Below are 12,722 nucleotides of genomic sequence, written 5' to 3'. Positions count from 1 at the left end.
CGCATTATCGGCAGACTTAGCGGCGGGCGATAGCGTGCGCCTGTTGCAGCCAGCGCTGGCGCTGCCGGTCGCTGGACTCAAGCAGCGGGCCGAAGGTCAGCGTGCGCAGGGGGTTGATACCACAGAACTGCAGGGTGGTCTTGCGCACCTGATGCAGTCCCGGCATCCGGTAGATCCAGCGGTAATACCAGAGCGGCGTGTCCATCGTCACCAGCAAATGCGCGGTGCGCCCCTTGAGCAACTGATCGGGAAAGGGTTTGCCTTTTCGGTATTTGAAGGCGAATCCCGGCAGCAATACCCGATCAAAAAAACCTTTGAGCAGCGCTGGAATGCCGCCCCACCAGATCGGGTAGACCAGCGTCAGATGTTCGGCCCAAAGGATGTCGGATTGCGCGCGGCTCAAGTCTTCTTCCAGCGCTTGAACCTGTTGATACCCCTGGCGCAACACCGGGTCAAAAGCCATCTCTCCCAGGCGTAGCTGACGCACCTGGTGTCCGGCATCGAGCGCTGATTGTGCGTAGCGCTCGGCGAGTGCGGCGCAGAAACTCGTCGCGCCGGGATGGCCGAGAATCAGCAGAATGCGTTTGCCCATGGTCATGCTCCTTGCCGTTGAACGCCAAGGATGAAGTCTGCCCCTCAGGGGAGAGTCAAGGCTTGCAGCAAGGCTTTGGCATAACCTGGCAGGGCGCTGAAGTCCCGGGCGCAGAGCATCAGCGTGCGGCGGGCCCATGGCTCATTGAGGGCGATGCTGTTGAATGAGCGCGGCGTCGCGCGTTCAATGGCCGCCAGCGGCACGATGGCGAGGCCGGCGCCTCGGGCGACCATGCGCAGCACCCCTTCGAAACCGTCGGCGCGGATCCGCACCTGCATGCGCGAGCCGCTGTGCAGCGCCTGTTCTTCGAGGTAGATCGCCAGCGCGCTGTCGGTGCTCAGACCGACGAAATCGTAGTGCAAAGCGGCGCTGAAACTGACCTCGGCGGCGTCGGCCAGTGGATGTCCGTGCGGCGCGATCAGTCGCAACGGGTCGTCGCGAAACGGCTGGGTCTGCAGATCGGTGGTGTCCACTGCATCGGAGACGATGCCGATATCGGCTGCGCCCTGGCGCAAGGCGTGGATGATGCGGGCGCTGGGCAGTTCCTGCAGATCGATGTCGAGGTTGGGATGCTCGCGCAAAAAGTCCGCGAGCACTTCCGGCAGGTATTCGGTGATCGCCGTGGTGTTGCACAACAGTCGCACCTGTCCTTTGACGCCCTGCGCGTAGTCGGCCAGATCCTGCTGCATGCGTTCGGCCTGTTGCAGGAGGATGCGCGCGTGGTGGGCCAGTGCCTTGCCAGCGGGCGTCGGGCTCACGCCACGGCGGCCGCGCTGCAGGAACTCGGTGCCCAGCGAGGCTTCCATGGCACGGATGCGCGCGCTGGCGGCGGCGAGCGAAAGATGACTGCGGGCGGCACCGGCGGTGATGTTGCCGGCGTCGAGGATGTGCAGGTAGAGGCGCAGGTCGGTGAGGTCGAAGTGCATGGGGCCGCCTGTGGTTTTTGTGGTGTCTGGGCGGGCCTCTTCGCGAGCAAGCCCGCTCCCACAGTGGATCAGTGGTGAATCCAAAACTGTGGGAGCGGGCTTGCTCGCGAAGGGGCCATCAGCCGCAACGCAATTAACAGCCTCTTGTACCGGCAGAGGCAGCCTCAGTATATGGCAGATTTTCAACGCACCCGCCAAAGCGCACAGTAGCGCCATGAGCGCATTTGCGGACTTCTATCAAAACCTCGGCTTGGCTCTGTCCCTGCTGGTCATCGCCACTTTCATCATGGCCGGGCTGGTCAAAGGCGTAATCGGCCTCGGCCTGCCCACCGTCGCCATGGGCCTGCTTGGTCTGGCTATGGCGCCGTCACAGGCAGCCGCGTTGCTGATCATTCCGGCGACGCTGACCAATGTCTGGCAACTGGCGTTCGGCGGGCATCTGAAAGGGCTGCTCAAACGCCTGTGGCCGCTGTTGTTGATGATCTTCCTCGGCACCGCCGTCGGCACGTTGTCGATCGGCATGGCAGGCGGGCATTGGGTGGTGCGTGGGCTGGGCGCGGCGTTGCTGCTGTATGCGTTGAGCGGGTTGTTGCTGCCAACGCTGCAGGTCAATCCTCGGCATGAACCGTGGCTGGGTCCGCTGTGCGGGTTGATCACCGGGGTTATCACTTCGGCCACCGGTGTGTTCGTGATTCCGGCGGTGCCGTACCTGCAGGCGTTGGGTTTGCAGCGCGATGAACTGGTGCAGGCGCTGGGCCTGTCGTTCACCGTGTCGACTCTGGCGCTGGCCGGCGGCCTGTTCTGGCGCGGCGCACTGGGCAGTGGCGAATTGAGTGCGTCGCTGCTGGTGCTGATCCCGGCGATGCTGGGCATGGGGTTCGGCCAATGGCTGCGTCAGCGCATCAGCGCCGTGCTGTTCAAGCGGGTGTTCTTTATCGGACTGGGCGCACTCGGCGCCCATTTGCTGATCAGCGGCTAGCCGACGAGGCGCTGAGCATGTCGATCCGACGGATATCGAAATCACGCTCCAGATACGTCATGCGGTTGTCGAAAAACTCGCGCATGTGCGGCAGATTCGAATGCACGTCGAGGTGCGCCTGGCTTTCCCAGATCTCGTAAAAGATGAACAGCGTCGGGTCTTCCTTGTCGCGCAGCATGTGGTACTCGATGCAGCCTGGCTCGGCGCGGCTCGGCTCGACATAGGCGCGAAACAGCGCTTCGAAGGCCTCGGCTTTTTCCGGGCGGGTCTTGGCATGCAGGATGAAACCGTGGCGTTCACTCATCAGAACAACTCCTCAAATGCAGATGGCCGGGAATGCTATTGCAACAATCGGCATTCGATTCGTGCTTTTTGATCAAATGTATTTTGCGCCGACGCGGCTTATTCCGCGCGAGATGGATGGTTAACCTGCCGCCATTCGTTTTCCCATCTTTCTCCAGCCCAATGGCTGCGCGAGGCGTTCCGATGAAAAAAGTGTTGTTGCTCAATGGTGGCAAGAAATTCGCCCACTCCGACGGTCGTTACAACGCCACCCTGCACGAAACCGCGCTGAGCGTGTTGGATCGTGGCGGTCTGGATGTCAAAACCACGTTCATCGACGAGGGTTACGACGTCGCCGAAGAAGTGGCCAAATTCCTCTGGGCCGACGTTATCATTTATCAGATGCCGGGCTGGTGGATGGGCGCGCCGTGGACGGTGAAAAAGTACCTCGACGAAGTCTTCACCGAAGGCCACGGCAGCCTCTATGCCAGCGATGGTCGGACCCGTTCCGATGCGTCGCAGAAGTACGGCAGCGGCGGCCTGATTCAGGGCAAGCAATACATGCTGTCGCTGACCTGGAACGCACCGCAGCAGGCGTTCGATGACCCGAGCGATTTCTTTGAAGCCAAGGGTGTGGATGCGGTGTATTTCCCGTTCCACAAGGCCAATGAGTTTTTGGGCATGAGCGGGCTGCCGACATTCCTCTGTGTGGACGTGATGAAGCGCCCGAACATCGAGAATGATGTGGCGCGGTATGAGCAGCATCTGAAACAGGTGTTTGGTCTCAAGGCTTGATGGATTTCAGGCTACTATCGAATGGCTTGGCCTAATCCTGTGGCGAGGGAGCTTGCTCCCGCTGGGCTGCGCAGCGGCCCTCGCTTTTACCTGAACCGCAGGGGAGCGCTTCGCACTCCAGCGGGAGCAAGCTCCCTCGCCACAATGAGTACGCATTCGATTAGAGAGTTTCCGTGAAAGCCAGATCCGATGAGTTGCAGATTTTCGTCTGCGTGATCGAATGCGGTTCGATTTCCGCCGCTGCCGAGCAGGTCGGCCAGACCCCTTCGGCGGTCAGCCGCACACTGTCGCGGCTTGAAGCCAAGCTCGACACCACGCTGATCAACCGCACCACGCGGCGCATGGACCTGACCGAGGAGGGCAAATATTTCTTCGAGCAGGCCAAGCTGATTCTCGATCAGATGGACGCCCTCGAAGAGCGACTGTCCTCACGCCAGCAAACCCCGTCCGGACGCCTGCGGATCAACGCCGCGTCGCCCTTCATGCTGCACGCCATCGTGCCGTACATCGACGAATTCCGTGGCCTGTACCCGGACATCCAGCTCGAACTCAACAGCAATGACCTGATCATTGACCTGCTGGAACAAAGCACCGACGTCGCCATCCGCATCGGCACCCTTGCTGACTCGACGTTGCATGCGCGCTCACTGGGTTGCAGCCCGTTGCTGATCGTCGCCAGCCCGGCGTATCTGGAAAAGCACGGCGCGCCGCAGCAGGTCGCCGACTTGAGCGAACACACCCTGCTTGGCTTCACCCACAACGAAGGCCTCAATCAGTGGCCGCTGCGTTACGTGCACGGTGACCGCTGGCCGATCACCCCGGCGATCAGCGCTTCCAGCGGCGAGACCGTGCGCCATCTGGCGCTGGAAGGGCAGGGCATTGCCTGCCTGTCGCACTTCATGACCATCGACGACATTCGCGCCGGGCGCCTCAAGGTGCTGCTGGCGGAATTCAACAGCGGTTATCGCCAGCCGATCAACGCGGTGTACTACCGTAACTCGCAACTGGCGCTGCGCATTCAGTGCTTCCTCGACTTCATCCAGAGCAAACTTGCGGCCTACGCCAGCGCCGATTTCAAGGGTTGATTCGTGATCCCTGCGCAACAGTGATTTGGGCGAGGGCGGGTTTTTCCATCGGGGTGGCCGGTCGATACTCACTGCATCACTTATTCACGCAGGGACTTTCTCCATGACCGTATTCATCACCGGCGCTGCCGGTTTTATCGGCGGCTCGATCGCCACCGGCCTGATCCAGGCCGGGCACTCTGTAACGGGCCTGGTGCGCAGCGCCGAACAGGCTGATGAGCTGAAAGCTTTGGGCATCACCCCGGTGATCGGCACCCTCGAAGACAGCACATTGCTGGCTGAACAGGCCCGCGCCGCCGATGCGGTGATCAACGCCGCCAGCAGCGACCATCGCGGCGCGGTCGAAGCGTTGCTCGGTGCCCTGCGCGGTTCGAACAAAGTGTTCCTGCACACCAGCGGTTCGAGCATTGTCGGCGATGCTTCGGGCGGCAAGTCCAGCGACGTCATCTACTACGAAGACAACCTGCCGGAACCCACCGTTGACAAGGCTGCCCGTGTGGCCATCGACAACCTGATCCTCGCCGCCGCGAAGGGCGGGGTGAACTCGGCGGTGATCTGCAACACCCTGATCTACGGCCACAGCCTGGGCGTCAATCGCGACAGCGTGCAGTTGCCGCGTCTGCTCAAACAAGCGCGCAAAAGCGGCGTAGTGCGCCATGTCGGCACTGGCCAGAACATCTGGTCCAACGTGCACATCGAAGACGTCGTCGCCCTGTATCTGCTGGCGCTGACCAAAAACGTACCGGGCACTTTCTACTTCGTCGAAAGCGGCGAAGCGTCGTTCATTGACATGACCACTGCCATGGCCGAAGCGCTGAATCTCGGCGAGCCACAAGACTGGCCGCTGCAAGACGCCGAAGCCGAGTGGGGTTACGAAATGGCCAACTACGGCCTTGGCTCGAACAGCCGCGTACGCGGCAAACACGCTCGTGAACTGCTGGGCTGGGCGCCAAAGCGTACGTCGGTGGTGGAGTGGATTCGTAACGAGATGGTGTGAGTTCACGTTGCGCCGCATCAAGCCCTTCGCGAGCAGGCTCACTCCCACAAATAGAACGCATTCTGACTGAAGCAATGCAATCAACCTGTGGGAGCGAGCCTGCTCGCGAAAGCGCTGGATCAAACAACACAAAAGTTGAATGGCACGCCGTCATCGTCCGTTTTCTTGTCCCGGTAAACCCCCGCAAATACGCCGCATGCCAGTGGAATTTAATTTTTAGCGGGGGCTTCGCCGGGTGCTCGGGAAATTACCGGCTAGGCTGCTACCGCGATGAAACGAGGACGGCTGCGATTGATGTCGCCCTCCACGTGTTGCAGGCATGAGGCCCGTGCAGCACGGCACCGCCCATGGAGTTTTCTGGCAAAAGGAATTTGCGATGGCGAGACACATTGATGCCTTCTCGTAAAGGCGTATTCCCCCGGCGGACCTACATGAATCCGCGATCTCTCGATGAGTAATGGTCGGCCATGACGGCCGGCATCTGTCATTGACTCTGGTTATTGCATTGCACGCTACGCGCGTGGGCGAAGCCGTCACCTCAATTGGCGAAAACAAGGAATAGTTATGATCATTTTGGGTATTACAAACAATGATTTGGCGGGTGCTTGCCTGGTACGTGATGGTCAGATTCTTTCAGCGGTCAGTGAAGAGCGCTTCACCCGCATCAAGGACCATAAAATCTGGCCGGCCAAGTCCATCGAGTTTGTGTTGAGCCAGGCCGGCGTGTCGCTGGAAGACGTCGATCATGTCGCCTATGGATGGAATGCCGGTTTCAGTGCCGACAAACATCTGGCGTTGTACTTCGATCGCATCGTCGAGGAAGTCAGGAGCAACCCCCAGGGCCTTGCGCAGTTCCGTCAGCGTGTGACCGATGAAATCAACAACGACAAGGCAAAGCGCGGCAAATTCGACCAGTTCATCGTCGACAACGGTCTGCAAGGCAAGGCGTACTACATTGATCACCACGAGTGCCATGCGCTCGGTGCCTATGTCTGCTCGCCATTCGAGGACGCGTTGACCCTGACCTGCGACGGACGCGGCGACTTTCAGTCGCTGACCGTCACCTGGTACAGCCCGTCAGAAACCACGGTGCTGCAACGCGAAACCAGTGTCGACAGCCTCGGTTATTTCTACGGCCGGATCACCCACCTGCTCGGTTACAAACCCAACCGCCACGAAGGCAAGGTCACCGGTCTGGCCGCATTCGGCGATCCGCAGAAACTGCTGGGCGTGATGCAGCAGATGATCCGTTTCGAAGACGGCCGCATCAAGGCGCGCTGCGGCGATATGTTCCTGCCGTCCTACAACACCTACAGCGAGCCGCTGGAAACCCTGTTTGCCCGGGAAACCCCCGAGGACATCGCCGCCGCTGTACAGCGTCACAGCGAAGACCTGCTGGTGGCCACCGTCAGCCATCATCTGGCCCAGCGCGGCAGTGCCAACCTGTGCCTGGCCGGCGGCGTGTTTGGCAACGTCAAACTCAACCAGCGTCTGCGTGAGATCCCGGGCGTCAAAGACGTCTACGTGCTGCCGTGCATGGGCGATGGCGGCCTGGCACTGGCTGCTGCGGTCGGTACCGCGTACCTGGAAAACGGCACCCGCTTCAAGAATCCGTCAATGATGCTTGGCCCGGAATCGCGCAGCGTTTCGCAGAACATCAACCTGATCAATCGCGACTACCCTGAACTCGGTTATCACACGCCGTCGAACATCATCGAGGTGTTGACCGAGGCCCTGACGGAAAATCAGGTGCTGGGCATGTTCAAGGGCAAGATGGAGTTCGGCCCGCGTTCGCTGTGCAACCGCAGCATCGTCTATCACGCGCAGGATGCCGAGGTGAACGACTGGCTCAACAAGCGCATGCACCGCACCGAGTTCATGCCGTTCGGCCCGGTCACCGCCATTGAGCAAGCACCGGCCTGCTACGTCGGTTGGGACGAGGAGCAAGTGGCCGCCGATACCATGACCATGACCTACGACTGCCATCCGCAATTTCGCGAGGCAAGTCCGGCCGTGGTGCACATCGACGGCACCGCGCGCCCGCAGATCATTCGCCCGCAGAGCGACCCGTTCATGCATCGCCTGCTGACGGCCTGGCACCAGAAAACCGGTCAGGCAGCCTTGATCAACACCTCGTTCAATCGACACGAAGAACCGATCGTGTGCTCTTCCCAGGACGCACTGGATGCGTTGAAAGAAGGCATGGTCGATCTGGTGGTCATGAGTGAATCGCTGATCGTCTGGCGCAAGGGCAAAAACAGCTTCACCCAGCAACGCTTCGAATAATGGATGGTATTCAGGGCTCCCCGGGGAGCCCTGCTTCAGGAGTACCGGGCTATGGTTGACGAATGTATTTAATCTTCTTCGGTTTTTTTGCGGCGGAAGGGATCATCTATCCGTTCTGGCCGACCTGGCTGGATTCCCTGGGCTTCAGTGCCAGTGAAATCGGCTTGCTGATCGCCGCGGCGTATTGGCCGCAGGTGGTGACCGGGGTGCTGATCACCTATGTGGCCGACTGGCGCGTGGATCAGTTGCGGCTCGCCGCTGTTCTGAGCGTTACCGCCGCGTTATGTACGTTGCTGTTCTACTTCATCCCGGCGCACTTATGGATGTTCGTGTGCCTGAGTGTGCTGTTTGGCGGGCTGTGGATGGTGGTACTGCCGCTGTCCGAGTCTTACCTGCTCAAGCGCGACAAACTGGCCCTGCAGAATTACGGCTGGGTGCGGGCGGTAGGCTCTTCGGCGTTTATCCTGACCTCGACCCTCGGTGGTTTTCTGTTTGCGCAGTACAGCCAGTCGTGGGTGCCGCTGGTGATCGCAGCGAGCATGTTGATCACCGCTGTGGCGTGTCTGCGCCTGAAGCGCCAGGTGGCGCGGGCGCATCTGGCGCCGCCCGGCCCGGCGCGCAAACGGCCGGACTGGAAAGCGCTGTTGGCACACAAAAGCCTGCTGATCGCGATTGCCGCCGCCAGCTTCATTCAGTTGAGCCACACCCTGTACTTTTCCACGGCTTCGATCGGTTGGGGAGTGAAGGGCTTCTCTTCCTCAGCGATTGGCATGTTCTGGGCGGTGGCGGTGATTGCGGAAATCACCTGGTTCGCGCTCTCCAACAAGGTCCTGGCGTTTTGCGCGCCGTTGTCCCTGGTGATGTTTTCCAGCGTGTGTGCGGCGCTGCGCTGGGCGCTGTTTGCCAACAGCGATGCGGTGTCGATGATCATTCTGGGCCAGTGCCTGCACGCGCTGAGTTTTGCCGCCTACCACGCGGCGATCATGCGCTTTATCCGCGACCAGGCACCGCCGGATATTCAGGTCTTTACTCAAGGGGTCTATTACTCCCTGGCGGTGGCCTTGCCCATGGGCCTGGCCACACCTTTCGCCGGCTACCTGTACCAGACCCGGCCGCAGTGGTCGTACTACGTGATGGCGCTGTTCGCGTTGGTCGCAACGGTGCTGGCGTTCATTGCTCATCAGAAAATGCGAAGTTCAACTCATGGCTCAACAAACGTTTACAGCCGTCTGCTTTGATATGGACGGTGTGCTCATTCAGTCGCGCGAGGTGATTGAACACGCTTGGACCACCGTGGCGTGCCAGTACGGGGTCAGCGTCGATCAGGATTTCATCGACGAGCACATCCACGGCCGTCCCGGCGGTTATACCCTCAAGACCTTGTTCGCAGAGTTTGGCGAAGCGCAGCAGGTGGCGATCAAGCGTGAAGTCGACGCCATCGAGCAGGTGACGAACTGTGCGCTGGTGCCGGGCGTCGCGACGTTGATCGCCCGACTCCGCGAGCACGCCGTGCCCTTGGCGCTGGTCACCAGCAGTTGGCGGGCGCGGGTCGGGCACGTTCTGCAGCAACACGACCTGACGTCGGCGTTCGACAGCATCATCTGCCGCGACGACGTACGCAGCGGCAAACCGGCCCCCGATCCCTATCGCCTGGCGGCGGCACAACTGGGTCGGCAAAGTGATGAATGCCTGGTGTTCGAAGACTCTGTCAGCGGCGTGCAGTCGGCGGTCAGCAGCGGTGCGCTGTGTATCGGCATTGGCGACGACCCGACGCTGACCGCGCATGGCGCCGCAGGTGTGTATGCCGATTTCACTCGGCTTGCGCTTAGGCTCGACGGCAGGGGCGCGCACGGTTATGCCGATGGAGCGCTGTTCATCAACGCGCACCCGACCCAGAGGTTTGCCCGGTCATGACATTGACGTTGCAGCACGCCAGCGTGCTCTGGAAATTCCTCGGTGCGGGGCGCCAACACAGCGCTTGTGAATTGATTGTGGTCTGCGGCTCCTACGACCTGCGGGTCTGCGATTACGCTTGCCAACTGTTGAAAGACGGCGTGGCACCCCACCTGTTGTTCACCGGCAATACCGGCAACTGGACCAGGCATTTGTGGGAACGCTCCGAAGCCGATATTTTTGCCCAACGCGCCTTGGCGCAAGGGGTGACGGCGCAGCAGTTCACCCTGGAAACCCGCGCGACCAACTTCGCCGAAAACATCGCGTTTGCCCGAGCGATGTTTCCCGACGTGCGTCGTGCGACGTTTCTAACCAAACCCAATTCGATCCGGCGCGTGGCGTTGACCCTGCCCGTGCAGTGGCCCGGACTGGAAGCCTTTGTGGATGCGCCGTCGTTCGATTTTCCTGATGACGTCAGCAACCTGATCGGGGTGCTGGGCCTGATCGACGAAATGGTCGGCGATGTGCACCGCATCATGGTTTACCCTGCGTTGGGTTTTCAGGTCGAACAGGCGATCCCCGAAGAGGTTCAGGTAGCCTGGCGGTATCTGGTGGAGCAAGGCTTCGATCACCATTTGATCAAGGGCAGGAGTTGACGCTGACTCCCGCCGGGAGACAGACATGCAGTACGACACGCTGATCCGCAACGCCACCGTCATCGATGGCAGCAACACGCCCGGCTACCGCGCCGATGTGGCGATTCTCAACGGGCGCATCGAACGCATCGGTGACTTGCACGACGCCAGTGCGACCGAAGAAATCGACGCCGCCGGCCGCGTGCTCGCCCCGGGGTTCATCGACGTGCACACCCACGACGACACCGTGGTCATCCGCCAGCCGCAGATGCTGCCCAAGCTCAGCCAGGGCGTGACCACGGTGATCGTCGGCAACTGTGGGATCAGCGCCTCGCCGGTGAGTTTGAAAGGCAATCCGCCGGACCCGATGAACCTGCTCGGTACCGCAGCGGCGTTCGTCTATCCGCGCTTCAGCGATTACCGTGCCGCCGTCGAAGCGGCGAACACCACGCTGAACGTCGCCGCACTCGTCGGTCACACCGCGCTGCGCAGCAATCACCTCGACGACCTGTTTCGCACTGCCACGCCAGACGAAATCGCCGCGATGCGCGAGCAACTGCGTGAAAGCCTTGAAGCCGGCGCGCTCGGTTTATCCACAGGCCTGGCCTACGCCAGCGCCTTTAACGCCTCCACCGACGAAGTGAAGCAACTGACCGAAGAACTGACCGCATTCGGCGCGGTGTACACCACCCACTTGCGCAGTGAATTCGAACCGGTGCTGGAGGCGATGGACGAAGCGTTCAGCATTGGCCGTCACTCGCAATCGCCGGTGATCATTTCCCACCTCAAATGCGCCGGTGTCGGTAACTGGGGGCGCAGTCCGCAGCTGCTCGCGGCGTTGGAGGAAGCAGCGAAAACCCAGCACGTGGGCTGCGATTGCTATCCCTACGCGGCGAGTTCTTCGACGCTGGATCTGAAGCAGGTCACCGACGCCCACCGCATCACCATCACCTGGTCGACGCCGCACCCCGAGGTCAGCGGTCGCGACCTGATCGACATCGCCGCCGAATGGAACGTGCCACTGCTCGAAGCCGCCAAGTGCCTGCAACCGGCGGGCGCGGTGTACTACGGCATGGACGAGGCGGATGTACGAAAAATCCTCGCGCATCCGCTGTCGATGGTCGGCTCTGACGGACTGCCGGAAGACCCATTCCCGCATCCACGCCTGTGGGGCGCTTTCCCACGAGTGCTCGGCCATTTCAGTCGCGATCTCGGGTTGTTTCCGCTGCACACGGCGGTACACAAGATGACCGGCCTGTCGGCGGTGCGGTTTGGCTTGAAAGAGCGCGGCGAGATTCGCGAGGGGCACTGGGCGGATCTGGTGCTGTTCGATCCGGCGACGGTGCGCGATGTGGCAGATTTCGCTGATCCGCAGCGGGCGGCGCAGGGGATTGATGGGGTGTGGGTCAATGGTGTGTTGAGTTATCGCGATGGGCAGGCGAATGGTCGCCGGGAAGGGCGGTTTCTGGCGCGGGACGGGGATTTGCGCAACAACTTTCGCTGACGTTTCGCGGAGTGCGTCACAGTGGTGGCACATTGCAATTAAAGAAAGCCACCGCCAAGCCGAATTGCTGACATCCAGCCCGTCTACACTTTTGGGCCAAACAAGTCAGGGAGCACCCCATGAGCTTCGGCAAAACCACCCCGATCCTGCGGATCTTCGATGAAGCCAAGGCGTTGGAGTTTTACGTCGACTTCCTCGGTTTCAAGATCGACTGGCAGCATCGTTTCGAAGCGAACTTCCCGCTGTATCTGCAGGTGTCCCGTGGCGAGTGCGTGCTGCACCTGTCCGAGCATCATGGCGATGCGACCCCGGGTTCGGCGTTGCGCATCGAGACCGATGAGCTGGAGGCGTTCCAGCAGCAACTGGTGGCCAAGGACTACAAGTTCTCGCACCCACAGATTCAGGCGATGCCGTGGGGCAGTCAGGACATGACGATTGCTGATCCGTTTGGTAATCGGTTGGTGTTTACCAACGCGATCAGTGTTTGAGCTGAGAAGAGCCCCTCACCCTAACCCTCTCCCAGAGGGAGAGGGGACTGACCGAGGTGTCTTGCGCTGTACATCGACCTGAATGATCCGCTGCGATTGTGCATTCACAGCAGCATTTTCAGGTCGGTGTGTCTCGCGAGCATCCCTCGATCGGCCCCCTCTCCCTCCGGGAGTGTATGTACCGGAGACATGGTGGACACATGTTCGGAGACATGGTGGACGGTTTTAGATCTTCTTACCTGCTGTGACAATCTGCAAGA

General features: G+C 60.8%; 13 protein-coding genes. 10 read left to right on the top strand and 3 right to left on the bottom strand.

The features are described from left to right. Positions 1–16 precede the first annotated feature (16 nt). Both V3W27_RS27005 and V3W27_RS27000 read right to left on the bottom strand, forming a co-directional pair. The gene (locus V3W27_RS27005) at positions 17–592 is read right to left on the bottom strand and encodes an NAD(P)H-dependent oxidoreductase (protein WP_096795292.1); all 576 of its coding nucleotides are present in this window, start codon (positions 590–592) and stop codon (positions 17–19) included. Between the two features lie 44 nt (positions 593–636). Next, a complete protein-coding gene (locus V3W27_RS27000; protein ID WP_247267970.1) occupies positions 637–1,518 on the bottom strand; it encodes a LysR family transcriptional regulator in 882 nt (293 codons plus the stop codon). A gap of 214 nt (positions 1,519–1,732) precedes the next feature. Here V3W27_RS27000 and V3W27_RS26995 point away from each other — a divergent pair, with 214 nt between their 5' ends. Further along, positions 1,733–2,497, top strand: a complete 765-nt coding sequence (locus tag V3W27_RS26995) for a sulfite exporter TauE/SafE family protein (protein ID WP_330207975.1) — start codon at positions 1,733–1,735, stop codon at positions 2,495–2,497. Here V3W27_RS26995 and V3W27_RS26990 read toward each other — a convergent pair. Beyond that, a complete protein-coding gene (locus V3W27_RS26990) occupies positions 2,487–2,801 on the bottom strand; it encodes a putative quinol monooxygenase (protein WP_027614144.1) in 315 nt (104 codons plus the stop codon). The two genes, V3W27_RS26995 and V3W27_RS26990, sit on opposite strands and share 11 nt — an antisense overlap. Positions 2,802–2,983: 182 nt before the next feature. On the opposite strand from V3W27_RS26990, the gene V3W27_RS26985 reads away from it, so the two are divergent. The 9 genes from V3W27_RS26985 (at position 2,984) to V3W27_RS26945 (ending at position 12,462) form a co-directional block, all read left to right on the top strand. After that, positions 2,984–3,574, top strand: coding sequence for an NAD(P)H-dependent oxidoreductase (locus V3W27_RS26985; RefSeq protein ID WP_027614143.1), 591 nt, complete (start codon positions 2,984–2,986; stop codon positions 3,572–3,574). A 173-nt stretch (positions 3,575–3,747) separates the two neighbouring features. After that, a complete protein-coding gene (locus V3W27_RS26980; protein ID WP_027614142.1) occupies positions 3,748–4,659 on the top strand; it encodes a LysR family transcriptional regulator in 912 nt (303 codons plus the stop codon). 103 nt (positions 4,660–4,762) lie between these two features. Next, on the top strand, positions 4,763–5,656 hold the full coding sequence (locus V3W27_RS26975; RefSeq protein WP_330207974.1) for an NAD-dependent epimerase/dehydratase family protein: 894 nt from the start codon (positions 4,763–4,765) through the stop codon (positions 5,654–5,656). A gap of 564 nt (positions 5,657–6,220) precedes the next feature. Beyond that, a complete protein-coding gene (locus V3W27_RS26970) occupies positions 6,221–7,942 on the top strand; it encodes a carbamoyltransferase family protein (protein ID WP_330207973.1) in 1,722 nt (573 codons plus the stop codon). 62 nt (positions 7,943–8,004) lie between these two features. Beyond that, entirely contained in the window at positions 8,005–9,180 is a 1,176-nt protein-coding gene (locus V3W27_RS26965; RefSeq protein ID WP_330207972.1) for an MFS transporter, read from the top strand. Further along, positions 9,146–9,856: an HAD family hydrolase gene (locus tag V3W27_RS26960; protein WP_330207971.1), complete on the top strand. Its 711-nt coding sequence runs from the start codon at positions 9,146–9,148 to the stop codon at positions 9,854–9,856. Before V3W27_RS26965 ends, V3W27_RS26960 begins: the two co-directional genes overlap by 35 nt. Further along, complete coding sequence (locus tag V3W27_RS26955; RefSeq protein ID WP_027614137.1) at positions 9,853–10,491, top strand: YdcF family protein; 639 nt, start codon at positions 9,853–9,855, stop codon at positions 10,489–10,491. The genes V3W27_RS26960 and V3W27_RS26955 overlap by 4 nt, the downstream gene beginning before the upstream one ends. Before the next feature lie 25 nt (positions 10,492–10,516). After that, positions 10,517–11,974, top strand: a complete 1,458-nt coding sequence (locus tag V3W27_RS26950) for an N-acyl-D-amino-acid deacylase family protein (RefSeq protein ID WP_330207970.1) — start codon at positions 10,517–10,519, stop codon at positions 11,972–11,974. Between the two features lie 119 nt (positions 11,975–12,093). Beyond that, positions 12,094–12,462 carry a glyoxalase superfamily protein gene (locus tag V3W27_RS26945; RefSeq protein WP_007962133.1) on the top strand — a complete coding sequence of 123 codons (369 nt, stop codon included), beginning with the start codon at positions 12,094–12,096 and terminating at the stop codon, positions 12,460–12,462. The last annotated feature ends 260 nt before the right edge of the window (positions 12,463–12,722 follow it).

The sequence above is a fragment of the Pseudomonas sp. AM14(2022) genome, from assembly GCF_036346455.1.
In the GTDB taxonomy this organism is placed as follows: Bacteria; Pseudomonadota; Gammaproteobacteria; order Pseudomonadales; family Pseudomonadaceae; genus Aquipseudomonas; species Aquipseudomonas putida_A.
This window is presented reverse-complemented; position numbering and strand designations above follow the sequence as displayed.